The organism is Limibacillus sp. (genome assembly GCA_037379885.1).
Classification (GTDB): Bacteria; Pseudomonadota; Alphaproteobacteria; order Kiloniellales; family CECT-8803; genus JARRJC01.
The window spans coordinates 1-24210 of the sequence record JARRJC010000032.1 but is presented as its reverse complement, the minus strand read 5'-3'; the positions used below and the strand labels follow the sequence as shown (position 1 = coordinate 24210).

Annotated in this window: 23 protein-coding genes; 14 read left to right on the top strand and 9 right to left on the bottom strand. The window is 66.6% G+C overall.

The genetic code is table 11. The features are described from left to right. Positions 1-101 precede the first annotated feature (101 nt). A complete protein-coding gene (locus P8X75_10660) occupies positions 102-659 on the top strand; it encodes an invasion associated locus B family protein (GenBank protein MEJ1995655.1) in 558 nt (185 codons plus the stop codon). A 36-nt stretch (positions 660-695) separates the two neighbouring features. On the opposite strand, the gene P8X75_10655 is transcribed toward P8X75_10660, so the two are convergent. The 3 genes from P8X75_10655 to purM all read right to left on the bottom strand — a co-directional run bounded on the left by P8X75_10655 (position 696) and on the right by purM (position 2629). Then, positions 696-824 (bottom strand): hypothetical protein, encoded by a 129-nt coding sequence (locus tag P8X75_10655; protein ID MEJ1995654.1) that lies wholly within the window; start codon positions 822-824, stop codon positions 696-698. An 87-nt stretch (positions 825-911) separates the two neighbouring features. Continuing rightward, on the bottom strand, positions 912-1568 hold the full coding sequence (gene purN, locus P8X75_10650) for a phosphoribosylglycinamide formyltransferase (protein ID MEJ1995653.1): 657 nt from the start codon (positions 1566-1568) through the stop codon (positions 912-914). Continuing rightward, on the bottom strand, positions 1565-2629 hold the full coding sequence (gene purM, locus P8X75_10645) for a phosphoribosylformylglycinamidine cyclo-ligase (protein ID MEJ1995652.1): 1065 nt from the start codon (positions 2627-2629) through the stop codon (positions 1565-1567). Before purM ends, purN begins: the two co-directional genes overlap by 4 nt. Before the next feature lie 103 nt (positions 2630-2732). Between purM and P8X75_10640 the strand changes: the two genes are divergently transcribed. The 5 genes from P8X75_10640 (at position 2733) to P8X75_10620 (ending at position 8286) form a co-directional block, all read left to right on the top strand. After that, a complete protein-coding gene (locus P8X75_10640) occupies positions 2733-4004 on the top strand; it encodes a DUF2066 domain-containing protein (protein MEJ1995651.1) in 1272 nt (423 codons plus the stop codon). A gap of 37 nt (positions 4005-4041) precedes the next feature. Further along, a complete protein-coding gene (locus tag P8X75_10635; protein ID MEJ1995650.1) occupies positions 4042-5121 on the top strand; it encodes an AI-2E family transporter in 1080 nt (359 codons plus the stop codon). After that, the gene (locus P8X75_10630; protein MEJ1995649.1) at positions 5118-5834 is read left to right on the top strand and encodes a DnaA/Hda family protein; all 717 of its coding nucleotides are present in this window, start codon (positions 5118-5120) and stop codon (positions 5832-5834) included. Before P8X75_10635 ends, P8X75_10630 begins: the two co-directional genes overlap by 4 nt. Positions 5835-5882: 48 nt before the next feature. After that, complete coding sequence (locus P8X75_10625) at positions 5883-6662, top strand: SDR family oxidoreductase (protein MEJ1995648.1); 780 nt, start codon at positions 5883-5885, stop codon at positions 6660-6662. Between the two features lie 61 nt (positions 6663-6723). Then, positions 6724-8286 carry a CYTH and CHAD domain-containing protein gene (locus P8X75_10620; protein MEJ1995647.1) on the top strand — a complete coding sequence of 521 codons (1563 nt, stop codon included), beginning with the start codon at positions 6724-6726 and terminating at the stop codon, positions 8284-8286. Here P8X75_10620 and P8X75_10615 read toward each other — a convergent pair. Beyond that, on the bottom strand, positions 8283-8792 hold the full coding sequence (locus P8X75_10615) for a histidine phosphatase family protein (protein MEJ1995646.1): 510 nt from the start codon (positions 8790-8792) through the stop codon (positions 8283-8285). The two genes, P8X75_10620 and P8X75_10615, sit on opposite strands and share 4 nt — an antisense overlap. 163 nt (positions 8793-8955) lie before the next feature. Here P8X75_10615 and P8X75_10610 point away from each other — a divergent pair, with 163 nt between their 5' ends. Continuing rightward, positions 8956-11088, top strand: coding sequence for an RNA degradosome polyphosphate kinase (locus P8X75_10610; GenBank protein ID MEJ1995645.1), 2133 nt, complete (start codon positions 8956-8958; stop codon positions 11086-11088). Positions 11089-11149: 61 nt separating this feature from the next. Further along, a complete protein-coding gene (locus P8X75_10605) occupies positions 11150-12679 on the top strand; it encodes a Ppx/GppA family phosphatase (protein ID MEJ1995644.1) in 1530 nt (509 codons plus the stop codon). Between the two features lie 14 nt (positions 12680-12693). On the opposite strand, the gene rnd is transcribed toward P8X75_10605, so the two are convergent. Beyond that, positions 12694-13845: a ribonuclease D gene (gene rnd, locus P8X75_10600; GenBank protein MEJ1995643.1), complete on the bottom strand. Its 1152-nt coding sequence runs from the start codon at positions 13843-13845 to the stop codon at positions 12694-12696. 121 nt (positions 13846-13966) lie between these two features. Between rnd and P8X75_10595 the strand changes: the two genes are divergently transcribed. The 4 genes from P8X75_10595 (at position 13967) to P8X75_10580 (ending at position 18913) form a co-directional block, all read left to right on the top strand. Continuing rightward, positions 13967-15247 carry an FAD-binding oxidoreductase gene (locus tag P8X75_10595; GenBank protein MEJ1995642.1) on the top strand — a complete coding sequence of 427 codons (1281 nt, stop codon included), beginning with the start codon at positions 13967-13969 and terminating at the stop codon, positions 15245-15247. Positions 15248-15351: 104 nt separating this feature from the next. Then, positions 15352-17145, top strand: coding sequence for an aspartate--tRNA ligase (aspS, locus tag P8X75_10590; GenBank protein MEJ1995641.1), 1794 nt, complete (start codon positions 15352-15354; stop codon positions 17143-17145). Between the two features lie 110 nt (positions 17146-17255). After that, positions 17256-18278, top strand: coding sequence for an agmatine deiminase family protein (locus P8X75_10585; GenBank protein ID MEJ1995640.1), 1023 nt, complete (start codon positions 17256-17258; stop codon positions 18276-18278). Then, positions 18275-18913, top strand: coding sequence for a glutathione S-transferase family protein (locus P8X75_10580; GenBank protein MEJ1995639.1), 639 nt, complete (start codon positions 18275-18277; stop codon positions 18911-18913). The genes P8X75_10585 and P8X75_10580 overlap by 4 nt, the downstream gene beginning before the upstream one ends. Here the strand turns inward: P8X75_10580 and P8X75_10575 are convergent. Together P8X75_10575 and P8X75_10570 are read right to left on the bottom strand one after the other, a co-directional pair. Further along, on the bottom strand, positions 18910-19407 hold the full coding sequence (locus tag P8X75_10575) for a DUF6505 family protein (GenBank protein ID MEJ1995638.1): 498 nt from the start codon (positions 19405-19407) through the stop codon (positions 18910-18912). The two genes, P8X75_10580 and P8X75_10575, sit on opposite strands and share 4 nt — an antisense overlap. 5 nt (positions 19408-19412) lie before the next feature. Beyond that, complete coding sequence (locus P8X75_10570; GenBank protein ID MEJ1995637.1) at positions 19413-20390, bottom strand: D-glycerate dehydrogenase; 978 nt, start codon at positions 20388-20390, stop codon at positions 19413-19415. Between the two features lie 160 nt (positions 20391-20550). Here P8X75_10570 and P8X75_10565 point away from each other — a divergent pair, with 160 nt between their 5' ends. Then, positions 20551-21333: a DUF1849 family protein gene (locus P8X75_10565; protein MEJ1995636.1), complete on the top strand. Its 783-nt coding sequence runs from the start codon at positions 20551-20553 to the stop codon at positions 21331-21333. 2 nt (positions 21334-21335) lie between these two features. Here the strand turns inward: P8X75_10565 and P8X75_10560 are convergent, their stop codons facing one another. Then, on the bottom strand, positions 21336-22607 hold the full coding sequence (locus tag P8X75_10560) for a DNA polymerase IV (protein MEJ1995635.1): 1272 nt from the start codon (positions 22605-22607) through the stop codon (positions 21336-21338). A gap of 33 nt (positions 22608-22640) precedes the next feature. Beyond that, complete coding sequence (gene tyrS, locus P8X75_10555; GenBank protein MEJ1995634.1) at positions 22641-23894, bottom strand: tyrosine--tRNA ligase; 1254 nt, start codon at positions 23892-23894, stop codon at positions 22641-22643. Positions 23895-24025: 131 nt separating this feature from the next. Here tyrS and P8X75_10550 point away from each other — a divergent pair. Then, a partial coding sequence (locus P8X75_10550) for an anhydro-N-acetylmuramic acid kinase (GenBank protein ID MEJ1995633.1) occupies positions 24026-24210 on the top strand: 185 nt, incomplete at its 3' end.

Here is a 24210-nt window from a genome sequence, read left to right as displayed (position 1 = left end):
CCGCCGCCGCTGGTGCTGGGTCTGGTTGACCCGACCGGTCCAGCGCAATGAAGCGGGGCAGGCACAAGCGCAGCCCCGATCTGGATGAAAAGGAGGAAGGGTTGCCAAACAGCGGCTTGATGGCCCGTGGGGCGCCTATCGTTGCCTGGGCCTTGCTGACGTTCGCCCTGACGCTCGCCCTGGTGCTGCCCGGCGCGCCGGCAGCGGCGCAGGACCTGGAGACCGCGCGCTACAAGGACTGGACCCTGCGGTGCCAGCCACGCGAGGGATTGCCCGCCTGCGACGTCTTCCAGGCCATCGTCGACCGCCAGCAGAACCGGCAGTTGCTCCAGCTATCCGTCGCCTATTCCAAAGAGCTGGACAAGTACGCCTTCCAGGCGATCCTGCCGCTGGGCTTCCTGATCCAGCCGGGCGCGCTGGTTCGCGTGGACGGCGGCGCCGGGGAGGGTGGGGCCGATTTCGATTCCCTCAAGGTAACGCGCTGCGAAGCCACCGGCTGCTTTCTGGAAGGGGAGGCCACCGCGGCGATGATCGAGGCCTTCTCCAGCGGCTTGAAGGGACAGATCGTGCTGCTCGGCCGTCAAGGCGAGCCCTTCGCAATCCCCTTCTCTCTGGAAGGCTTCTCGGCGGCCCGGGAAGAGATGTTGGAGCGCTCTTAGGGTCTGGTGCTTAGCCCGGGCCTTAGGCTTAGGCGCTTAGGCGACAAAGCCCACGATCACGACGGACAGCACGACCGCGGTGATCACGATGGCCCAAGTCGAAAAGCGGATGAACTTCGCGAACTCCTGCTGGCGCTGGGCCGTCAGTTCTTCATTGTCTGCCATGACTTTCTCCCCTGCTTCTCCCGCGTGCGGAAGGTGAATAGCTTTGGGCGCTTTTTAACCGCAAAGCGCCTTTCCCGGCAAGCCTGCTCAGGCCGTCGGATTAACCAAACGCGCACCACTGGGCGTGCCGCCCGAAACGCGGCAGCGCTCTCCCTCCACGGTGACCCGGCCTTCTGCGACCAGCTTCAGGCAGGCCGGGTAGAGCGCGTGCTCGGCCTCCAGAACCCGCGCCGCCAGAAGGTCCGCATCGTCCCCCGGCAGCACCGGCACGGCGGCCTGGCCGATCAGGGGCCCTGTGTCCATCTCCGCGCGCACGAAATGGACGCTGCAGCCGTGCAGGCGCAGGCCCAACTCCAAGGCCCGCGCATGGGTGTCGAGGCCCGGCAGGAGCGGCAGCAGGGAGGGGTGGATGTTGATCATGCGGTCGCGCCAGTGGGCGACGAAGCTCTCGGTCAGCAGGCGCATGAAACCGGCGAGGCAGACCAACTCCACGCCGGCCGCCTCCAGCGCGGCAGTCATGGCGTCGTCGAAGCTCTCACGGTTCGGAAAGTTGCGATGCGGGATGACTTCTGTCGCGATCCCGCCGGCCGCTGCGCGCTCCAAGCCCCCGGCGTCCGCCCGGTTGCTGATGACCAGAACGATCTCCGCCGGGAAGGCCGGATCGGCGGCGGCGTCGATCAGGGCTTGGAGGTTGCTGCCCCGCCCCGAAATCAGGACGCCGACCTTGCGGCGGGGCTCGCTCACGCCGCCGGCCACGTCGCCTCTCCGCCGGAGACCCGCACCTGCGGTTCGCCGTCGCCAGCGGCGATCTCGCCGATGTCGAAAACCTCTTCTCCGGCTGCTGCGAGGGCGTCACGGACGTCGGCGGCCCGCGAGGCGTCGACCACCAGCACCATGCCGGTCCCGCAATTGAAGGTGCGCAGCATCTCGTCGCGCGGCAGGCCGCCCGCCTCGGCCAGCCAGGCGAAGACCGGCGGCAGTGTCCAGGCGTCCAGCGAGACCTCAGCGGTCACGCCTTCGGGCAGCACGCGCGGCAGGTTCTCAAGCAGCCCGCCGCCCGTGATGTGCGCCATGGCCTTGACCCCGCCGGTCCGGATGGCGGCGAGGCAGGGCTTCACGTAGACCCGCGTCGGGGTCAGCAGGACCTCTCCAAGGCTTCTATCGGGCGCGAAGGGGGCGGGGTCGTCGTAGGTCAGGCCGGCGCTTTCGGCGACCTTCCTCACGAGAGAGAATCCGTTGGAGTGAACGCCGCTGGAGGCGAGCGCAAGCAAGCGGTCGCCGGGCCCGACGCCATCGCCGGTCAGGATCGCCTCGCGCTCGACCGCGCCCACGGCGAAGCCCGCGAGATCATAGTCGCCCGGCTTGTACATGCCGGGCATCTCGGCGGTCTCCCCGCCGATCAGCGCGCAGCCCGCTTGACGGCAACCTTCGGCGATCCCGGCGACCACGTCGCGGGCCTCTTCGACCGCCAGCTTGCCGGTGGCGAAATAGTCCAGGAAGAACAGGGGTTCCGCGCCTTGCACCACCAGGTCGTTGACGCACATGGCGACCAGATCGATCCCGACGCTGTCATGCTTCTTGCAGTCGATGGCGATCTTCAGCTTGGTGCCCACGCCGTCGGTCCCCGAGACCAGGACGGGATCCTTGAAACCGGCGGCCTTCAGGTCGAAGAGCGCGCCGAAGCCGCCGAGCCCGGACAGCGTGCCGGGCCGGTCGGTGGACTTGGCGAGCGGCTTGATTTCCTCGACCAGGGCTTCGCCCGCATCGATATCGACACCGGCTTCCTTGTAGCTGAGGCGGGACATGTACAAACCCTCGAAAACGGCATGCTTGATGCGGGTGACTTGGGGGCCAAGGCTTGCTAGCCTCCATGTTCCGCGGACAATAGCGAAACGGACCGGCATTGCAATGACTCTCCGCTTCTTCCCGATGCTGCGCGTCAGCCTGATCGCGCTGCCTATTCTCTGCCTCCTGATTCTGGGGCGCGCTGCGCCGCTCGAAGCTCAGGTGGCCGGTGTCTACGACGTACTCGGCGTGCGCGTCGACGTGACGGCGGAGAGCGCCGCCGCCGCCCAGCAGGAGGCCATCGCCCGCGCTCAGCAGCAGGCTCTGGTGATTCTGATGGAGCGGATCGTCCCGCAGGCGGAGAGGGCGCGGCTTCCAGCCCTGGACAACGCGCGGGCCCGCGACCTTCTGCGCGACTTCCGGGTGGTGCAGGAAAACCGCTCCGACGTGCGCTACATCGCGACCATGGACGTGCGCTTCAATCCGGAAAAGGTGCGCAGCCTCTTGCGCAGCATCCCGGTCGGTTTCGCTGAAACGCAGAGCAAGCCGCTCGTGGTGCTGCCGCTCTACAACGGCGGCAGCGGGGCGATCCTCTGGTCGGACAGCAACCCCTGGCTGCGCGCCTGGGCGGCCCGGCCCGGCCCCGGGGGCCTCGTGCCCTTGATCGTGCCGCTGGGCGACCTCTCCGACCTGGTCGCCATCGACGCGGCGAAGACGGCCTCGGGCGATCAGCAGGCCTTTGCCGCCATCGCGGCCAATCACGGGGCGGGTGACGTGCTGGTGACGCGCGTGCGTCCGGATAACCCGGCCAATCCGCAACGCCTGTCGGTGCAGGCCTATCGCGGCAGCGGTCAGGGCCAGACCATCGAACTGAGCGTGGGGCGCGAGGGCTCGGAGCCGGTGGAGTCGCTCTATGCGCGGGCCGCCGCCCGTGTCGACGACGCCTTGCAGGAGAACTGGAAGCGCAACAACGTCATCAACTTCGACCAGCGCTCGCGCCTGGCCGCCGCGGTGGAGGTCTACGACCTGAACCAGTGGTCGCAGGTGATGAGCCGCTTGAAGAGGGTCAATCTGGTCGAGGCGACGGTGATGCAGCGCATGACCCGTCAGGAAGCGCGCCTGATGCTCGACTACTACGGCGCGCCGGAGCGGCTCGCCACGGCCCTGGGCCAACAGGACCTCGTGCTGGTCGGCGCGCCTCAGATCGGCTGGAAGATCGGCCGTGCCGAGGATGCTCAGCGCATCGGGCAGCCGGACTGGCGCCCCGCGATGCCGGCAGTGCAGCCTTTCGGCGCCCCCTCCGGCCAGGCGGCCCCCCAACAGCCGGAAACCGGCCAGCCCCCTGCCGACGGCGCCGCGCCGCAGTTCGCGCCCGCGCCTCAGCCAGCTCAGTGAGCCGGAGGGTGAGGGCCCCAGGGGGTAGCGCGCGGTCATGACCACTGAGCAACAGGTCCGCTTCTGGACGATTGGCCTTATCGTCCTGCTGGTGGCGATGTATTTCCTCAGCAGCGTCCTGCTGCCCTTCGCCGCGGGAATGGCGGTCGCCTATCTGCTGGACCCGACCTGCGACAAGCTGGAGTCCTGGGGCCTGTCCCGGACCCTCGCGACCGTTCTCGTTACCTTGGGCTTCGTGCTCCTTCTGCTGATCTTCCTGCTGCTCGTTGGCCCGCTTCTGATCAATCAGCTGCTCAGCCTGCTGGAGGCTCTGCCGAGGGTGGTGGACGGCCTGCACGGCAAGCTGCAGTCGGTCTTCCTGGCGCTTCAGGACCGCTTCGACGGCGACATCATGCAGCAGGTGCGCGAGAGCCTTCAGGGCTCCGTCGGCAAGGCGGTGGATTGGTTCACGAAGCTGATCGGACAGATCATCTCCGGCGGCGTCGCGCTGGTGAACCTGCTCTCCCTGATCTTCATCACGCCGATCGTCGCCTTCTACCTCTTGCGCGACTGGGACAAGATGGTCGCGCGGATCGACGGCTGGCTGCCGCGCCACAGCCACGACACCATCGTCTCTCTGCTCAAGGAGGCCGACGGCATCATCGCCAGCTACATCCGCGGACAGGCGCTGGTCTGTGTGGTTCTGGGCGGCTTCTACATGGTTGGACTGCTGCTGGCGGGCCTGCAATACGGCCTGGTCGTGGGGTTGGTGTCAGGGCTGCTCTCCTTCGTGCCCTTTGTCGGGTCGATCACGGGGCTGGTGCTCTCGGTGGGGCTCGCCCTGGTGCAGTTCGACGAGTTCTACCGCGTGGTGATCGTGGCCGGGATCTTCTTCCTGGGACAGTTCCTGGAGGGCAACTTCATCACGCCGAAGCTGGTCGGGGATTCGACGCAGCTTCATCCGGTCTGGGTGATCTTCGCGCTGCTCGCCGGCGGCGCGCTCTTCGGCTTCCTCGGCGTGCTGCTGGCAATTCCGGTGGCGGCGGTGATCGGCGTCCTGGTGCGCTTTGCCCTGAAGCAGTACATGAACAGCTCGCTCTACGGCGCTCCGCAGAAGGCGGAGGAGGAGGCCGAGTGAGCCAACTCGCCCTCGATCTGGTCTACCGCGCGGCCCAGGGCCGCGAGGACTTCATGGTCGCCGACTGCAACGCCGACGCTGTCGCCTGGATCGACCGTTGGCGCGACTGGCCGCTGGGCCGCCTGGCTCTCTATGGCGCGCCGGGCAGCGGCAAGAGCCATCTGGTCGAGGTCTGGCGGGCGGAGAGCGGCGCGGCGCTGCTGCCGCTCACGGCTCTGAACAGCGAGGGGCTGGACGGCGTGATCGCCGAGGGCGGCGCGCTCGCTCTCGACGCAGCCGACGCCATCGCAGGGGACGAGGAACGCGAGCGCGCGCTCTTCCATCTGATCAATCTTGCTCAGGAGCGGGGCGCCAAGCTCCTTCTGGTCGGCCGCGAAGCGCCGGCCCGCTGGAAGGTGGCGCTGCCGGACCTCGCCTCGCGCCTTGCGGGCACCGCCAGCGTCTCCATCGCCCAGCCCAACGAGGAGTTGATGGCCGCGCTGCTGGTCAAGCTCTTCGCCGACCGTCAGACGCCCATCGCGCCCGAGGCCCTCGCCTATCTGCTGCCGCGCATGGAGCGTTCCTTCGCCATGGCCCGCGATCTCGTGCGCGAGACCGACCGCATGGCGCTGGCCGAGCGCCGCCGGGTTACCGTGCCGCTCGCGCGCCGGGCTCTTGAAAATCTGGCCGGTGAGGCCGACACCTCTAAGGAGCGCGCCGACGGCGCGCGCTGAGTCATAACGACGAACACGACAACCACGTAAAGGATGGAGAAGTAGGATATGGATCTGGGTATCGCCGGAAAGCACGCCTTGGTTTGCGCCGCCAGCAAGGGGCTGGGCCGTGCCTGCGCCTTTTCGCTGGCGCGCAATGGCGCGAACGTGACGATCGCCGCGCGCACCGAAGGCCCGCTTGAGGCCACGGCGGAGGAGATCCGCAAGGAGACCGGCGTCACGGTCAACGCCGTGGCCGCGGACATCACCAGCGCCGAGGGGCGCGAGAAGGCGCTCGCCGCCTGTCCGCAGGTCGATATCCTGATCAACAACGCGGGCGGTCCGCCGCCGGGCGACTTCCGGGACTGGGAGCGCGACGACTGGATCAAGGCGCTGGACGCCAACATGCTGACCCCCATCGAACTGATCAAGGCGACGGTCGACGCCATGATCGAGCGCAAGTGGGGGCGGATCGTCAACATCACCTCCGGCTCGGTTAAGTCGCCGATCCCGGCCCTTGGCATGTCCAACGGCGCGCGCGCCGGCCTGACGGGCTTCGTCGCCGGGCTCTCGCGCCAGACGGTCCAGCACAACGTGACCATCAACAACATCCTGCCCGGCCCCTTCGACACCGACCGCTTGAGCGCCAACGTCAAGAACGCCGCCGAGAAGTCCGGCCGTTCCTTCGATGACGTCTGGAACGAGCGTATGCAGGGCAATCCGGCCAAGCGTTTCGGCGATCCTTTCGAGTTTGGCGAGGCTTGCGCCTTCCTGGCGTCCGATCAGGCGGGATTCATCACAGGCCAGAACCTGCTTCTGGACGGCGGCGCCTTCAACAGCACCTTCTAATTGCTGGGGTGGGGCCACTTGTCCTAGGGTAGCGGTCTTCTGAACCCTGGCGGCGAGCGGCATGCAAGAAGAGATCGAACTGAAACTGGCGATCCCCGCGGGACAGATGTCCCGCCTTCGCCGTCTCGGCCTGATGCGCAGTCTCACGGTCGGACGCGCCGCCAAGCGCACCATGGTCTCGACCTATTTCGATACGCCTGAGTTCGCGCTCAAGCGCGCGGGCATGGCGTTGCGCGTGCGCGACATGGGCGATCACAAGCTGCAGACCCTGAAGGCGCCGGTGCCAGGCGCCATCAAGTCGGGGCTGCAACACATGGCGGAGTATGAGACCGCCGTGGAGGAGGGCCGCCCGGACGTCACCAAGCTGGACGACCCGGTCCTGCGCCAGTGGATCGAGGACCAGAACCTGCCCCAGCAGATCGGTCCGGTCTTCACCACGCGGATCGAGCGCACGCTGGTTCCCCTGCGTCTGGTGGACAGCGATATCGAACTGGCCATAGACGAGGGCTCGATCGAGGCCTCGGGCCGCGAGACGCCCTTGAGCGAGATCGAGCTTGAGCTCAAATCGGGCCGCAGCACGCGGCTCTACGAGCTTGCTCTCATGTTGGTGCAGGAAGGGCTGGATCTTCGCCTGGAGACCAAGAGCAAGGCCGCGCGCGGCTATGGCCTCTACGAGCGCAAGGACGAGCCTCCCGTGAAGGCCGAGCCGCTCGACCTGCCGCGCGGCGTCAGCGTCAAGAACGCCTTCATGATGATGGTGCGCAATTGCTATGAGCACCTGCGCGCGAATGAGCCCGCGGTTCTAAAGGGCGAGGATCCGGAAGGGGTCCACCAGATGCGCGTCGCCACGCGGCGTCTGCGCGCGCTGCTGTCGCTCTTCAAGCCGGTCCTGGCGGCTGGTTCGCTGGGTCACCTGAAGGAGGAGTTGCGCTGGCTCCAGCAGCAGCTCGGCCCGGCGCGGGACTGGGACGTCTTCCTGACCGAAACCCTGGCGCCCATGGAAAGCCGTTTGCCCGCCGAGGACGGCTTGAGCGTCCTGCGCGACAAGAGCGGCGGCCTGCGCGCGAAAGCCTACGAGCGGGCGCGGGAGGTGGTGACCTCCAGGCGCTATACCGGGCTGCTCCTGCGCCTCCAGCTTCACCTGGCGGACGATGGCTGGTTCAAGACGGTGGAGCCGGGGGAGGCGGACCCGCTTGCCGGTTCCATGAAGGACTTCGCGGCGGGCGTCCTCTCGAAGCGGTCCAAGCGGCTCGCAAAGCTGGGCAACAAGCATGCCGAGCTGACGGAGCTGCAACTCCACCAGTTGCGCATCGAAGGCAAGAAGCTGCGCTATGCGGTCGAGTTCTTCTCAACGCTCTATCCCAAGCCGGACGTCAAGCTCTACCGCAAGAGCCTAGTCGGCATCCAAGACAGCCTCGGCGCGCTGAACGATGCCGTCGTGGGGCATCGCCTTCTGGATGAGCTGGAAGTCGAGATGCGTTCCGACGAGCGGGTCGCGCCGGAGACTGCCTGTCTTGCCTCCGGCCTTCTTCTCGGTTGGCACGCCGCGCGCATCACCGATCACCTGAGCGCCCTGCCCGGAGTCTGGAAGGCCCACCGCAAGCTCAAGCGTTTCTGGGCTTAGAGCGTCTTCGGGACCGCCAATTCGCGCAGGAAACCCGCCCCTGGCTTCAAGCTTTCCCAGGAGCCTTCGACGGTGATGACGGCGAGGGCCGCTGTCGGGAACTTGAGCGAGAGCTGCTCGAGCGCCGCCTTCTTGCCGTCGCCGCAGAGCTGCTCGGCCAGGGTCTCCATGCCGGGGTTGTGGCCGATGAGCAGCGCGCTCTCGTAGTCTTCGGGGATGCGGCGCAGGCTGGCGAGCAGGACGGAGGGCGGGGCGAGGTAGAGGCTCTTCAGCCGTTTGACCTCGGGCTCTCCGCCCAGGGTGGGCGCGGTCAAGTCCCAGGTTTCGAGCGCGCGGCGGGCGGTGGAGCAGAGCACCAGGTCCGGGTGATACCCCGATTTCCGCATGTGCGCGGCCATCAGGGGCGCGGCCTTGCGGCCGCGTTCGTTGAGCGGGCGGTCGAAATCGCCGAGCGAAGGATCGGACCAACTCGACTTGGCGTGGCGCAGCAGGTAGAGGGTCTTCATGAGGGGAGGTTCCCGACTTTAGCCACCGCTTCGATTGAGGCGGCGAACGACATGATTCTGTTTTATTTTTAGTCTATAACAATCTTCAAGAAAGGTTTTATGAACGGTGGAAGAGTTGGAACAGGCTGAAGATCGCATCAGAGTTGCGGAAGTTACCGGCGAGGTGGAGCTGCCCGACGGCGCCCCCGGTATCGACCAGCCGGGCCGCTTTATCAACCGCGAGCTTTCCTGGCTGGCCTTCAACGAGCGTGTTCTGGAGGAGGCGACGAACCAAACCCACCCACTGCTCGAGCGCCTGCGGTTCCTCTCGATCTCCGCCAGCAACCTCGATGAGTTCTACATGGTCCGCGTGGCGGGCCTCAAAGGGCAGGTCAACGCCGAGGTCAACCAGCAGAGCCAGGAGGGCATGACGCCGGCTCAACAGCTGGCCGCGATCAACGCCCGCGCCTCCAACCTCATGGCGCATCAGCAGCGCATCTTCCGCAGCTTGCGCGAAGACCTGAGCGATGCGGGCATCCAGGTTCTGGAGACCAAGGGTCTGACGCCGACCGAGCGCCAATGGCTGGAGCGCTACTTCATCGAGGAGATCTTCCCGGTCCTCACGCCCATCGCGGTCGACCCGGCGCATCCCTTTCCCTTCATTCCGAACCTCGGCTTCGCCATGGTTCTCGACCTGCTGCGGCGGGAGGACAACAAGAGCCTGACCGGCCTCATGATCCTGCCCTCGCAGATCGACCGCTTCATCCGCCTTCCGGGGCCCGAGATCCGCTTCATCCGGCTGGAGCAGGTGGTGCGCATGCACCTGGACCGCCTCTTCCCGGGCTTCGAGGTCGTGGACTACGGCTATTTCCGCGTGATGCGCGACAGCGATATGGAAGTCGAGGAAGAGGCCGAGGACCTCGTGCGCCTGTTCGAGACGGCGCTGAAACGCCGCCGGCGCGGCAGCGTCATCCGCATGTCCGTGGACGCCGACATGCCGCCGCGCTTGCAACAGTTCGTGGCGCGTGAAATGGGGGTGGAGTCCTCCGATGTCTTAGCGCTCGACGGTTTGATCGGCCTGGTGGACACCAAGCAGTTGATCGTCTCCGAGCGGCCGGACCTGCTGTTCACGCCCTATAACGCGCGCTTCCCGGAGCGCATCCGCGACTTCGGCGGCGATTGCTTCGCGGCGATCCGCGCCAAGGACATCGTGGTTCACCACCCATACGAGTCCTTCGATGTGGTCGTGCAGTTCGTGCGTCAGGCGGCGCGTGATCCGCAGGTGGTCTCGATCAAGCAGACGCTCTACCGCACCTCGGAGGACTCGCCGATCATCGCCGCGCTCACCGAGGCTGCGGAGGCCGGCAAGTCGGTGACCGCCCTGGTCGAGCTGAAGGCGCGTTTCGATGAGGAACGCAACATCCGCTGGGCGCGCAACCTGGAGCGCGCGGGCGTGCAGGTCGTCTACGGCTTCATCGACCTGAAGACCCACGCCAAGGTCTCCATGGTGGTGCGGCGCGAAGGCGGCGGCTTGCGCTCCTATGTCCACTTCGGGACCGGCAACTACCACCCGATCACGGCCAAGATCTACACCGACCTCTCTTTCTTCACCATCGACCCGGCGCTCTGCCGCGACGCGGCCAAGCTCTTCAACTACATGACCGGCTATGCCCGGCCCCAGATGATGGAGAAGCTGGCGATCTCTCCCATCACGCTGCGCGGACGCATCCTTGAGATGATCGAGGAGGAGGTGGAGCACGCCAAGGCTGGGCGTCCCGCCTCGATCTGGGTCAAGGTCAACTCCCTGGTCGACGGGCGGATCATCGACGCGCTCTACAAGGCTTCCCAGGCCGGGGTCGAGATCGATCTCGTGATTCGCGGCATCTGCTGTCTGCGCCCCGGCGTGCCGGGTCTTTCCGAGCGCATCCGCGTGAAGTCCATCGTCGGGCGCTTCCTGGAGCACAGCCGCATCGTCTGCTTTGGCAACGGGCAGGGTTTGCCCTCGCCGCAGGCCAAGATCTACATCTCCTCGGCCGATTGGATGCCGCGAAATCTGGACCGCCGGGTGGAAACCCTGGTACCGATCGAGAACCCCACGGTGCATCAGCAGATCCTGGACCAGATCATGATCGCCAACCTGAAGGACGAAGCGCATTCCTGGCTGCTGAAGGCGGACGGCAACTACGAACGGGTCGACGGCGGCAAGGAGCCCTTCAGCGCGCACCGCTACTTCATGACGAACCCCAGCCTATCCGGCCGTGGGTCGGCCCTGAAGGGCGAGAAGAACACGCCCCGTCTGGTGCTGGATAAGGATTAGAGCCCGAATGGCCGCAAGTGGTTCTCGAATCCTTTAGCGTTCCCGGTCATACTACAGCGCCATGAAGAGCCTGCGCAGCACCCACAGCGCCGCCCTGGACCGCGGCCGCCCCGCCGCGGAACCTCGGCTGCGCCGTGAGGCGGTGGTCGACATCGGCTCCAACTCCATCCGCCTGGTGGTCTTCGAACGGCTTTCCCGCAGTCTGGTTCCGGTCTTCAACGAGAAGGTTCTCTGCGGTCTGGCGCGCGGCATGGACGAAGGCGGCAAGCTCAACGCCGAAGGCGTGGAGATGGCGCTGGCCAACCTCTACCGCTTCGTGCGGCTCTGCGAGGCGACCGGGGTCGACGATATCGAGATGCTGGCGACCGCCGCGGTGCGCGACGCCGCGAACGGTGAAGCCTTCGTCAAGCAGGTCGAAAAGCGCACGGGACACAAGATCCGGGTTTTGAGCGGCGACGAGGAAGCCCGCTTCGCCGCCTACGGCGTGGTGGCCGCGATGCCCAAGGCCGACGGTGTCGTGGGCGACCTGGGCGGCGGTTCGCTGGAGTTGATATCGCTGAACCAGGGCCGGCTCGGCGCATCCGTCACCTTGCCGCTGGGCCTTCTGCGCCTGTCCAGCGATACGATCTCGGCGCGTGAAGACGCTTTGAAGAAGATCGACGACGCGCTCGCCGACGTCGATTGGCTCGGCTCGCAACCCGGCCGGAACTTCTACGCCGTGGGCGGCGCCTGGCGCTCACTCGCCAAGGTTCATATCGAGCAGACCAACTATCCGCTGCACGTCATTCACGGCTACAGCCAACCCATGGACGAGATGGACACCATGCTGGGCGTTGTCTCTCGTCTTTCCAAGCGCTCCTTGTCCCAGTTCTCGAGCGTTTCCAAGCGGCGCATCGACACTCTGCCGATGGCGGCGACGGTGCTGTCGCGCGTGCTGCGGGCAAGCAAGGCCAAGGATATCGTCTTTTGCGCCTACGGCCTGCGCGAAGGCAGCCGTTATGACAAGCTGACCCCTGAGGAGCGCGAGCTTGACCCCCTGGCGGAAATGGCCGCAGAGCTGGCCCGGCGCGAAGGGCGCTTCGGCGACATCGGCGAGGTGCTGTTCCACTGGGTAGCCGCCCTGTTTCCCGATGAAGCAGCGGAGGCCGAGCGTCTTCGGCGCGCGGCCTGTCTGCTGTCCGATGTCGCTTGGCGGGAGCATCCGGATTACCGGGCCGAGCAGGCCTACCTGAGGCTTCTGCGCCAGCCCATGGAGGGCGCCGATCATCAGGATCGCGCCTTCCTCGCGCTTTCCTGTTTCGTGCGCTATGGCGGCGGGCTGGGCAACAAGGCCGTGGATTCGGTGCGCGAACTGCTGCCCGCCAAACGCCAACGCGAGGCGGTGGTGCTGGGCTCCGCCCTCCGGCTCGGCTACACGCTCTCGGGCGGCACCAACGAGGTGCTGCACCAGTCTCGCCTCACATTCTCGGAGAAGAAGCGGGAGGCGGCCCTGGAGCTGGACAAGGACGCCTGGGTGCCCGGCGGCGATGTGGTGGAGAGGCGTCTCTCCTCGCTCAACAAGGCGCTGGAGAACCGGGGTCAGGAAGACTAGCGGCCGAAAGGCCCCTAGCGCTCGATCACCGTCACGCTCTGCGCTTCCAGGGTCAGCGCCAGTCGGCCGTGCTTCAACTTCAGCGCGTCTTCGCCGAAGATCTCACGCCGCCAGCCCTTGAGCGCCGCCACGTCCGCCTGGTCGTCGGCGGCGATCTGTTCCAGATCGGAGGTGTTGGCGACCAGTTTCTGGGCCACGTCATGCGCCTCGCAACGCGCCTTCAACAGGACCTTCAGGAGTTCGACCACCGGGCCAAGGCCGGGCGGGATCACCGGGCGCTTGGGTGGGCTCGGCAACGCCTCGCGCGGCAGGTTGGCCGCCGCCTCAATCGCCTTCAGGATGCCGTCGCCCAGCTTGCCGCGCGCCATGTCGGCGCTGACCCCCCGCGTTCGAGAGAGGGCCTCCGGGCTGTCCGGGCGGTGCACCGCGATCTCGACCAGTTGCTCGTCCCGGAGCATGCGGTTGCGCGGAATGTCGCGCGCCTGCGCCTCGCGCTCCCGCCAGGCGGCCAGCTCCTTCAGGGCCGCGAGGTAGCGCTTGTTGTCGGATCGCGACTTGATGCGCATCCAGGCCTTTTCGGGATCGTTCGCGTAGGTGCCCGGGTCGGTCAGGATATCCATCTCGGCGGCCAGCCAGGACGCGCGGCCGCTCGCCTCCAGCATCTGCTTCATATGCACGTAAAGGCCGCGCAGATGGGTGACGTCGGCCAGCGCATACTCAAGCTGCCGGTCGGTCAGCGGGCGGCGCGCCCAGTCGGTGAAGCGGCTGCCCTTGTCGACCTGCTCGTCCAGGATGTCCTTTACCAAACGCTCGTAGGAGACCTGATCGCCGAAACCGGAAACCATGCCGGCTACCTGCGTGTCGAAGATCGGATGGGGCAGTTCGCCGTCCATAAGACGGTGGAAAATCTCCATGTCCTGCCGTCCGGCGTGGAACACCTTGATGATGCTGCCGTCGGCCATCAGGTCCAGCAGGGGCTGAATGTCGATGCCCTTGGCCAGCACATCGACGGCGACGGCGCGCTGGGCACCGCCGAGTTGCACCAGGCAGAGCTTGGGCCAATAGGTGCTCTCCCTCAGGAACTCGGTATCGACGGTGATGAAGGGCTCGCCCTTCTGCTCGTGGCAGAAGTCGGCCAGGGCTTTGCTCTCGGTGATAAGGCTCATGGCCGATTGACTTAGCCGCTCACCGCCCAAAAAGGAAGGGCCTCGTTGACAGGAGGCGCAGAGCTGTAGCTAGCTTTGGCCGCGATTTCCCAACGCAGGACCGAATGACGAAGGCCCTTTGATGCTGAACCTGCCCTATTGGCTGGAAGCCGCCCCCTTGGAGAACCCGCCGGCCGAGCCGCCGCGCCCGGCTGGCGACTGTGACGTCGCGATCATCGGGGCAGGCTTCACCGGGCTGGCCGCGGCACTCGTGCTGGCGCGCGCCGGACGCAGCGTGCAGGTCTTCGACAAGGCCGCGCCGGGCGAGGGCGCCTCGCGCCGCAACGGCGGGATCGCCAGCGGCAGTCTCTACTTTTCCCTCGCAGGCTCGATCGAGCGCTTCGGCGAGGAGAAGGGCGTCGGCATGCACCGCGAAGGGCTGGAGGCGCGCCAGGCCCTGTCCCGCTTCCTGGAGGAGGAGAAGCTGGAGGTCGGCTATCGGCACAACGGGCGCTTCGATGCGCTCAACAGCCCCAAGCACTACGACGCGAAGGCCCGCGAGTGCGAGCTCTACAACAAGCATCTCGGCATCGAGGCCCGCATGGTCTCGCGCGACCGCCAGCAGGAAGAACTGGGCACGGAGTTCTACTACGGCGGCATGGTGCGCCCGGACATGGGCCAGCTTCACCCGGGGCTGCTTCATGAAGCCATGCTGAAGCTCGCGCGCGAGGCGGGCGCGCGCGTCCTCGGCCACTGCGCCGTCGAGGGTTTCGAGCGCGAGGGCGATGGCTTCCGCCTGAAGACGGCCGGGGGCGAGCTGCGGGCGCGCGACCTCATCGTCGGAGTCAATGGCTACGCGGACAAAGCGGCCCCTTGGGCGCGGCGGCGCTTGGTGCCGGTCTCAAGCCAGATCATCGTCACCGAGCCGCTTTCGCCGAACCTCATGGCCTCCCTGATGCCGAAAGGCCGCGCAGTGGGGGAGAGCCGCAAGCTGCTCAACTACTACCGCCCGACGCCGGACGGAAAGCGCATCCTGTTCGGCGGGCGCGCGGGCGCGCTCTCTGATTCGGCGGAAGAGAAAGCCCGCTCCCTGAAGGCCATGATGACCGGGATTTTCCCCGAGCTTCGGGATACCGAGGTCTCCCACGTCTGGTGGGGCAACGTCGCCTACACCTTCGACTATCTGCCAAAGCTGGTGGAACGGGACGGCGCGCTCTACGCCAACGGCTATTGCGGCTCCGGTGTGATCTGGGCGCGCTGGCTGGGAGAGAAGGCCGCCTACCGCCTGCTGGGCGACCGGGAGCGCTCGCGGACCTGGTTCTCCGGCGAGCCCTTCCAGACCCGGCCCTTCTACAACGGCAATCCCTGGTTCCTGGCGCCGCTTCTGACCTGGTATGGACTGCAGGACCGCAGACTGCCTTGACGCGCCGTTCCGGTTGACTTCCGGGCCGCGACGTTGCATCACCCGGTGGCGATTTTAACGGCAAAGTCACCCGACGTCCTTCATCTGGAAAAGAGCGCCTTTTCATGCACCCCTACCGCACGCATACCTGTGGGGCCCTGCGCCTCGCCGACGCCGGAGAGGAAGTCCGCCTGTCCGGATGGATCCACCGCAAGCGCGACCACGGTCAGCTGCTGTTCGTGGACCTGCGTGACCACCACGGCCTGACGCAGTGCGTCCTGGACATCTCCAGCGACCTGTTCGCGACGGTGGAGCGGGCGCGCAACGAGTCGGTGGTCACGGTCACGGGAACGGTCGTCAAGCGCACCGCCGAGACGGTGAACCCCAAGCTGCCGACCGGCGAGATCGAGGTGAAGATCCAATCCTTCGAGGTGCAGTCGGCGGCAGAGCAGGTGCCACTGCAGGTCAACTCGGATGAGGATTCGGGCGAGGAGGTGCGTCTGCGCTACCGCTACCTCGACCTGCGGCGCGAGAAGATGCATCGCAAGATCGTGCTGCGCTCGGAGATCATCTCGTCGATCCGTCGCCGCATGATCGAGCAGGACTTCACCGAGTTCCAGACGCCGATCCTGACCGCTTCCAGCCCGGAGGGCGCGCGCGACTACCTGGTGCCGAGCCGCCTGCACCCGGGCAAGTTCTACGCGCTGCCCCAGGCGCCGCAGATGTTCAAGCAGTTGCTGATGATCGCGGGCTTCGATCGCTACTTCCAGATCGCGCCCTGTTTCCGGGACGAGGACGGGCGCGCCGACCGCTCGCCGGGCGAGTTCTATCAGCTCGACTTCGAGATGTCCTTCGTCACCCAGGACGACGTTTTCGCCGCCATCGAGCCGGTCCTGGCCGGCGTCTTCGAGGAGTTCGCGAACGGCAAGCAGGTCACCAAGCCGCCCTTCCCGCGCATCCCCTACGAGGAGGCCATGCTGAAGTACGGCTCGGACAAGCCGGACCTGCGCAACCCCATCGAGATCGCGGACGTCTCGGAGGCCTTCGACGGCGGCGGCTTCGGCATCTTCGCCAAGCTGATCAAGGAGAAGGGTTTTGCCGTGCGCGCGATCCCGGCGCCGGGCGCCGGAAGCCAGCCGCGCAGCTGGTTCGACAAGCTGAACTCCTGGGCGCAGACGCAAGGCGCACCCGGTCTCGGTTACATCATCTACGAGGACGGCGAGGGCAAGGGCCCCATCGCCCGCAACCTGGAGCCTGAACGAGTCGCCAAGATCAAGGAGCTGGCGGGCCTCAAGGACGGCGACGCCGTCTTCTTCGCCTGCGACAAGCCGCTGTCGGCCGCCAAGTTCGCGGGCACCGTGCGTACGCGCGTCGGCGAGGACCTGGACCTGCTGGAAAAGGGCGTCTTCAAGTTCTGCTGGATCGTCGACTTCCCGATGTACGAGCTGGACGAGGAGACCGGGAAGATCGACTTTTCCCACAACCCCTTCTCCATGCCGCAGGGCGGGATGGAAGCGCTCGAGACCATGGACCCGCTGGAGATCAAGGCCTTCCAGTACGACATCGTCTGCAACGGGGTCGAGCTTTCGTCCGGCGCCATCCGGAACCACCTGCCGGAGGTGATGGTCAAGGCTTTCGAGCTGGTCGGCTATTCCGCTCAGGACGTGGAGGAGCGTTTCTCCGGCCTCTTTTCCGCCCTGCGCTACGGTGCGCCGCCGCACGGCGGCTCCGCGCCGGGAATCGACCGCATCGTCATGTTGCTGGCCGACGAGCCCAACTTGCGCGAAATCGTGGCCTTCCCCATGACGCAGAGAGCCGAAGACCTGATGATGGGCGCGCCCGCCGAAGTCCCGGAAGAGCGCCTGCGTGAGCTGCACCTTCGCATAGCCCTGCCGCCGCAGAAGAAAAGCGCTGAGTAGTTTCTTCTAATATTTCAATGATTTGAAGGCTGTCACAGTCTGGTTCGTGGACAGCCTCCGAAAGCTCTTCTAGAGTCGCTTTCGCCTAGCAACTGCCGTGGGAGAGGGCCTTGACGCGTCCCGCCGACAAAGGGTTCTACATGCCGCCCGAATGGGCGCCGCACAAGCGCACCTGGATGGAGTGGCCCTGCCGCGAAAGCCTCTGGGCGGAAGGCCTGGATGCGGCCCGTGAAGCCTATGCCGAGGTGGCCCGCGCCATCGCCCGCTTCGAGCCGGTGACCATGATCGCCAACCCGGAGAACGTGGCCGAGGTCTCGCTCCATTGCGGCAGCGGGTCGGGCGTCGGCACCCATCCCCTTGAACACGACGATTCCTGGATGCGCGACAACGGCCCGACCTTCCTGGTCGACGGCAAGGGCGGCATCGGCGGGGTGCAGTGGCTCTTCAACGGCTGGGGTGGCAAGTTCCCGCCCTACGACAAGGACGCGCAGGTGGCGGGCGCGGTATTGGAGCACCTGGGCTTTGAGCGTTTCGAAGCGCCGCTGGTGATGGAGGGCGGGTCCTTCCACGTGGATGGCGAAGGCACCTTGATCACCACCGAGCAGTGCCTCTTGAACGAGAACCGCAATCCGGGCCTGACGCGCGAGCAGATCGAGGAGAACCTGCGCGCCTTCCTGGGCGTGGAGACCATCATCTGGCTGGGCGAGGGGCTGGAGGACGACCACACGGACGGACACGTGGACAACCTCTGCTGCTTCGCCGAGCCGGGCAAGGTGCTGCTGCACGCCTGCCACGACGAGAAGGACTACAACCACAAGGTCTATCTCGACGCCAAGGCGCGGCTGGAAGCGGCGCGTGACGCCCAGGGCCGTGAGCTGGAGATCGTCGAGCTGGAGCAGCCCAAGCGGCGCAAGGGCGACGACGGCCTGCGCCTCGGACTCTCCTACATCAACTTCTACCTGCCGACCGGCGGCGTGGTCATGCCCGCCTTCAGCGACGCGAAGGACGAACCGGCTTTCGAGACGCTGAAGGCCGTCTTCCCCGACCGCGAGGTGGTGCAGGTCGAGGTTTCCGACATCCTGCTCGGCGGCGGCGGCATCCACTGCATCACGCAGCAGGAACCAGCGGTGTGACCGGCGCGGCCGTCCAGCTCTATGGGGCGGCCTACAGCGTCTATGTCCGCGCGGTGCGCCTCGCGCTGGAGGAGAAGGACGTCGCCTACGACCTGATCCCCGTGGACATCTTCGCCGAAGGCGGCCCGCCGGCGGACTATGCCGCCCGGCAGCCCTTTCTCAAGATCCCGGCTTTAGAGCATGACGGCTTCCGGCTCTATGAGACCGGCGCGATCCTGCGCTATCTCGATGCCGCCTTTCCGGTTCCGCCGCTGGGCCCGGAGGGCCTTCGCGCGCGCGCCCGGCAGGATCAGATCATGGGCATACTCGATGCCTACGCCTACCGGACCTGGGTTTGGGATATCTACGTCGAGCGGGTCGCCAAACCCGCGGAGGGCGGCGCTGCCGATGAGGAGCGGATCGAAAGGGCGCTGCCAAAGGCCGCGCTTGCCCTGGACGCCATCGCCGACCTGATGACCGGCGACCCTTATTTCCTGGGGGAGCGGCCCTGTCTGGCCGACCTGCTGGCAGGCCCCATGATCGCCTATCTGCGGGAAGCGAAGGAGGGGACGGCCTTGATCGGGGAGCGCCCGCGCTGGGCGGCCTGGTGGCGGGCCTTGGCGCAGCGCCCGTCCTGGAAAGCGGTTTCCGCCTAGTCCTGATCTTCGGTGAAGTTCCAGATCTTGGCGTGGTCGGTCGCGCGCTGGGGCTGAATGACCCGCAGCCGCTCGGTGAAGCTGGGACTGCCGTCGGGCTGCGGCCCGGCCGGTTCGCGCTCGATGGCCAGCAGGGTGCCGATCTTGTGTTCGGCGAGAGAGGCGGCGTCCTCAGCCTCCTGGCGCGCCGCCGGCAAGGCCTCGACCAGGGAGGGCGCGCCGTAGCGCTCGACGAAGTGGCGGGCCAGACGTTCGATCACCTGATGAAATTCGGCCTCGTCGATCTCCGCCACCTCGACCAGGGAGGCGCGGCCCCAGGACTCGCTGCCCAGCCAGCCGGAGGCAAAGGCGATCTTCTCCTTGCCTTCCAACTGCGCGCCCTCCACCCCGAAGAAGGCGAAGGACCCGGTCAGCGCCCATTCGCCGGACTCCGCCGCCGGCGAGAAGATCTGCGCATCGGAGGCGTCGAGCCGGATGACCCTGGGAAAGCGCATGGGCTCTAGGCCACCTCCGCCGGCAGAGGCTTCCCGGCGAAGTGCGCATCCAGATTGTCGAGCGCCTTGAAGCCCATGGCGTCGCGCGTCTCCTCCGTCGCGCTGCCCATGTGCGGCAGCAGGAAACAGTTGGAGAGGTCGCGGTAGCCGGGATGGATCTTCGGCTCGCCCTCGAAGACATCGAGCCCGGCGGCGGCCAGTCTGCCGGACTTGAGCGCCGCGATCAGGGCCTCGTCATCCACCAGCGTGCCGCGCGCGGTGTTGATCACCACGGCGCGGTCGGGCAGTAGCGCGATGCGCTCGGCATTGAGGAAATGGTGGTTTTCCTTGGTCGCCGGGGCGTTGATCGAGAAGAAGTCGCTGACCGCCAGCAAGCCTTCCGGGGTCTCGTGGTAGGTGGCGCCCTCCTCAAGCTCGGCGGCAAGGCGCGAGCGGTTGTGGTAGTGCACCTCCATGTCGAAGCCGCGCGCCCGGCGGGCCACGGCCTGGCCGATGCGGCCCATGCCCAGGATGCCGATGCGCTTGCCGCTGACATGGACGCCCAGGGTATCGGTGGGACTCCAGCCGACCCAGCGGTCCTCGCGCACCATCCGTTCGCCCTCATAGGCGCGGCGCGCCGCCGCCAGCAGCAGCAGCAGCGTGATGTCCGCCGTGGCGTCGGTCAGCACGTCCGGCGTGTTGCCGACCTTGATCCCGCGCGCCTTGGCGGCCTCCAGGTCGATATGGTCGACGCCGACGGAGAAGGTGGAGAGGATCTCCACGCTTTCGGGCAGGCGCTGGATCACCTCCGCCGTCATCTTTTCAGTCGGGGAGCAGAAGATGGCACGGCAGCCTTCGCTCGCGGCGATGATGGCGTCGCCGGAAAGCAGCTGGTCATTCTCGTTCAGCTTCGCATCGTAGTCGCGCTGGGCGCGGGCCAGCACCGCGTCCGGGAAGCGGCGGGTCACGAGAATCCTGGGCTTTGCGGTTTGATCGGCGCTCATGCTCTTCTCTCTTGCCTCAATTCGGTTTTAGGCCAAGCGGCTTGTCGCGCGCTTGCCGCTTCCTTACCTTTCCTTGAGTATCTAGCGCAAGCTGCGGTCCCAACCAAAAGAAGACCGCGGCACAGTGGGATTTTTGAAAAAGCGAAGAGGGTTCCTGACCTTGCGTTCACTTCTAGCCGCCGTGGCGTTCTTGTCGCTCGCCGCCGTCCAACCGCTGGCGGCCGCTCCGATGCAGCCGCACAGCGCCACCTATGACTTCAAGCTGGTGCGGGCCTCCTCGGGCTCCGGGATCGCCGGGGCGTCAGGCGAGATGACCTACCGGATGGAAGACGCCTGCCGGGGCTGGAACGCCGAGCAGAAGGCGACCATCACGCTGACCTTCACGCAAGGGGTCGGCAGCTTCGATTTCGGCTGGTCGCTGGAATCCTGGGAGTCCAAGGACGGTCAGGACTACCGCTTCTTCCTGAAGCGCCTGACGGGCGGCGAGCGCGAAGAGTACTCGGGCTCCGCCAAGCTCAGCGACCAGACCGCCGAGGTCAGCGCGGACGGCGGGGAGGCGAGCGAGGTGTCGCTGCTGCAGGGAACGCTGTTCCCCATGGCCTTCACCGAGAAGGCCATCGCCAAGGCGGCGGCGGGGGAGGTGCTGCTGGGCGCGCCCCTCTATGACGGCGGCCCGCAGGACGAGCTCTACGAGGTCTCCATGATCCTCGGCAAGGAAATCCCCGCCGGTGAGGACCTGCCCGTCGACGCGCTCGCCGGACTGCGAAGCTGGGAGGCCCGCGCCGCCTTCTTCGAGCAGGGCAGCGAGCAGAGCGAACCCGATCAGGAACAGTCCTTCCGCCTCTATGAGAACGGCGTCATCGACCACCTGGTCCTCGACATGGGCGACTTCGCCATCGAAGGCTCCCTCAGCCACTACGAAGAACTCCCCGGCTGCGAATAGGGTCAGGCGCCGTCGCTTTTGAAGCCGCGGCCCTTGATCACGGCCTTCTCGCCCAGCTTGGCGCGCAGGCTGTCGAGGGCGTCCTCCAGCTTGGTCATGCGGGCGCGTTCGGGCTCCAGCAGGCTCGGCTGGTCGGCCTCTTCGATGCCCGTCAGGTCATGGGCGCCGATGCCGAGCAGGCGGAACTTGCGGCCGTCGCACTCGCGGGTCAGCAGCGCCAGACCCTCCCGGTAGATCACCTCGGCGAGCCGTGTCGGCCCTTCCAGGTGGCGGCTGCGCGTGATGGTGCGGAAGTCACCGGTCTTCAGCTTCAGGGTGACGCCCCGGCCCGCGAGCTCCTGATCCTTCAGGCGGCGGGCCACCTTCTCGGACAGCGCCCAGAGGGTCTTGCGCAGCGTCTCAAGATCGCTAATGTTTTCATTGAAGGTCGTTTCTGAAGAAATTGATTTTGTTTCAGAAGTTGGCTCAACAGTCCGGTCGTCCAGGCCGCGCGCAAAGCGGTAGAGCCGCCGTCCCATCGCGCCGTGGCGGGCGATCAACTCCTCCTCCTCGAAGCGCAGCAGGTGGCGCACCAGGGTGACGCCCTCCCGCTCCAGGCTGCGTTGCAGAGCCTTGCCGACACCCCAGATGATGCCGACCGGTTTCCCGGCCAGGAAGTCGCGGGTCTCCGCCTTGCCGATCACCGCGAAGCCGCGCGGCTTGTCCAGGTCGGAGGCGATCTTGGCCAGGAACTTGTTGTGCGACAGGCCGATGGAGGCGGTGACGCCGTGCTGCTCTTCGATGCGCTTGACCAGCAGGGCGAGCGTGCGCGCTGGCGGTCCGCCGTGGAGCTTCTCGGTGCCGCTCAGGTCCAGGAAGGCCTCGTCGATGGAGATCGGTTCGACCAGCGGCGTGACCGACAGCATCAGCTCCCGGATGGCGCGGCCGACGGTCTGGTACTTGGCCATGTTCGGCTTGATCACCACGGCGTCGGGACAGGCCTTCAGCGCCTTGAACATCGGCATGGCCGAGCGCACGCCGTAGATGCGCGCCACGTAGCAGGCCGCCGAGACCACACCGCGCCGCCCGCCGCCGACGATCACTGGCTTGTCGGCCAGCTCCGGATTGTCGCGCTTCTCCACCGAGGCGTAGAAGGCATCGCAGTCGATGTGGGCGATGGAGAGGCTGCGCAGCTCTTCATGGGCCACCAACCGGTGCCCCCGGCATTCCGGGCAGCGGGCCGGCTTCTGCGCAGCCTCGAGGAGCGCGCCGCAATCTCGGCAGAGCTGGGTCATGGAGGGCAGTCTAGCGGAAAAGCGCGCGGCTGCTTAAAGGGGTTTCACCAGGGCGTGGCGTTTCTTGCCCGCCGAGAGCGTGATGACGCCCGCGGGCGATAGATCGGCGCTGGAGACGCTCTGCGCCTCGTCCGCGATCTTCTCGTCGTTGAGCTTCGCGCCGCCACCCTTGATGAGGCGGCGCGCCTCTCCGTTGCTGCTGGCGAGCCCGGCCCGGCGGAAAAGTTCATAGGCGGGCAGGCCCGCGTCCAGTTCGCCCCTGGGCAGCTCGATGGAGGGCAGGTCGTCGGCCAGCGTTCCTTCTTCGAAGGTCTTCTGCGCGGTCGCCTCGGCGGCCCTGGCGGCCTCCTCCCCGCGGCAGAGCCGGGTCGCCTCGTTGGCGAGCACCTTCTTCGCCTCGTTGATCTCCGCCCCGCCCAGCGACTCGAGACGCCGGACTTCCTCCTCCGGCAGCTCGGTGAAGAGACGCAGGAAGCGGCCCACGTCGGCATCCTCCGTGTTGCGCCAGTATTGCCAGTAGTCGTAGGCGGAGAGCCTCTCCTCGTTCAGCCAGACCGCGCCCTGGGCGGTCTTGCCCATCTTGGCGCCGCTGGCCGTGGTCAGCAGCGGGTTGGTGAGGCCGAAGACAGGCGTGCCGTCGACGCGGCGCGTCAACTCCACGCCGTTGACGATGTTGCCCCACTGGTCGGAGCCGCCCATCTGCAAGCGGCAGTTCCGGCGCCGCGCAAGCTCCAGGAAGTCGTAGGCCTGGAGGATCATGTAGTTGAACTCCAGGAAGGAGAGGTTCTGCTCGCGGTCCAGGCGCAGCTTCACCGAATCGAAGGAGAGCATTCGGTTGACCGAGAAGTGGCGGCCGTAGTCGCGCAGGAACTCGATGTAGTTGAGGTCCTTCAGCCAGTCGTCGTTGTTCACCATGACGGCGTCCGACGGCCCGTCGCCAAAGGTCAGGAACTGCCGGAAGATCTTCTTGATGCCGGCGATGTTGGCTTCGATCCCGGCGTCGTCCAGCAGCTTGCGCGCCTCGTCCTTGCCGGAGGGGTCGCCGATCTTCGTCGTGCCGCCGCCCATCAGGACGATGGGCTTGTTTCCGGTCTGCTGGAACAGGCGCAGCAGCATGATCGGCAGCAGGGATCCCGCGTGCAGCGACTCCGCCGTTGCGTCGAAGCCGATGTAGGCGACCGCGGGTCCTTCCGAGAGTAGCGCGTCGAGCCCTTCGGGATCGGTGCACTGATGCAGGAAGCCGCGCCGCTCAACCTCGCGCAGGAACTCTGACTTGAACTCGCTCATTGGGTCTGCCGGTCGCTTTGCTGAAATTCGGGTGGCTGGTGCTATCGCCCCATGGGCCGGTCTGTTATCACAAAGCCGGAAGGCGCACAATTGAGCGTCGGGTTGTAGCTGGGAAGCTGTGGAGCGCCGCCTTGGCAGATCAAGAAGAACGCTGGGCCCTCGGTATGATGAGCGGCACCTCGCTGGACGGGCTCGACGCAGCCCTGATCCGCAGCGATGGAGAGAGACTGCTGGAGGCGGGGCCCTTCACCTCCGAGCCCTATGACGAAGCCTTCCGGGAGCGTTTGCGCGGCCTGCTGGGCGGCGCGCCCGAGGA

What these genes read in the sequence shown, in the direction of transcription:
- P8X75_10615 (MEJ1995646.1), bottom strand. Translation starts at nt 8,792, where the DNA reads ATGAAGACCCTCTACCTGCTGCGCCACGCCAAGTCGAGTTGGTCCGAT.
- P8X75_10570 (MEJ1995637.1), bottom strand. Translation starts at nt 20,390, where the DNA reads ATGAGCGCCGATCAAACCGCAAAGCCCAGGATTCTCGTGACCCGCCGC.
- P8X75_10640 (MEJ1995651.1), top strand. Translation starts at nt 2,733, where the DNA reads ATGACTCTCCGCTTCTTCCCGATGCTGCGCGTCAGCCTGATCGCGCTG.
- P8X75_10625 (MEJ1995648.1), top strand. Translation starts at nt 5,883, where the DNA reads ATGGATCTGGGTATCGCCGGAAAGCACGCCTTGGTTTGCGCCGCCAGC.
- aspS (MEJ1995641.1), top strand. Translation starts at nt 15,352, where the DNA reads ATGCACCCCTACCGCACGCATACCTGTGGGGCCCTGCGCCTCGCCGAC.
- P8X75_10560 (MEJ1995635.1), bottom strand. Translation starts at nt 22,607, where the DNA reads ATGACCCAGCTCTGCCGAGATTGCGGCGCGCTCCTCGAGGCTGCGCAG.
- P8X75_10620 (MEJ1995647.1), top strand. Translation starts at nt 6,724, where the DNA reads ATGCAAGAAGAGATCGAACTGAAACTGGCGATCCCCGCGGGACAGATG.
- rnd (MEJ1995643.1), bottom strand. Translation starts at nt 13,845, where the DNA reads ATGAGCCTTATCACCGAGAGCAAAGCCCTGGCCGACTTCTGCCACGAG.
- P8X75_10595 (MEJ1995642.1), top strand. Translation starts at nt 13,967, where the DNA reads ATGCTGAACCTGCCCTATTGGCTGGAAGCCGCCCCCTTGGAGAACCCG.
- purM (MEJ1995652.1), bottom strand. Translation starts at nt 2,629, where the DNA reads ATGTCCCGCCTCAGCTACAAGGAAGCCGGTGTCGATATCGATGCGGGC.
- P8X75_10655 (MEJ1995654.1), bottom strand. Translation starts at nt 824, where the DNA reads ATGGCAGACAATGAAGAACTGACGGCCCAGCGCCAGCAGGAGTTCGCG.
- P8X75_10605 (MEJ1995644.1), top strand. Translation starts at nt 11,150, where the DNA reads ATGAAGAGCCTGCGCAGCACCCACAGCGCCGCCCTGGACCGCGGCCGC.
- P8X75_10575 (MEJ1995638.1), bottom strand. Translation starts at nt 19,407, where the DNA reads ATGCGCTTTCCCAGGGTCATCCGGCTCGACGCCTCCGATGCGCAGATC.
- P8X75_10635 (MEJ1995650.1), top strand. Translation starts at nt 4,042, where the DNA reads ATGACCACTGAGCAACAGGTCCGCTTCTGGACGATTGGCCTTATCGTC.
- tyrS (MEJ1995634.1), bottom strand. Translation starts at nt 23,894, where the DNA reads ATGAGCGAGTTCAAGTCAGAGTTCCTGCGCGAGGTTGAGCGGCGCGGC.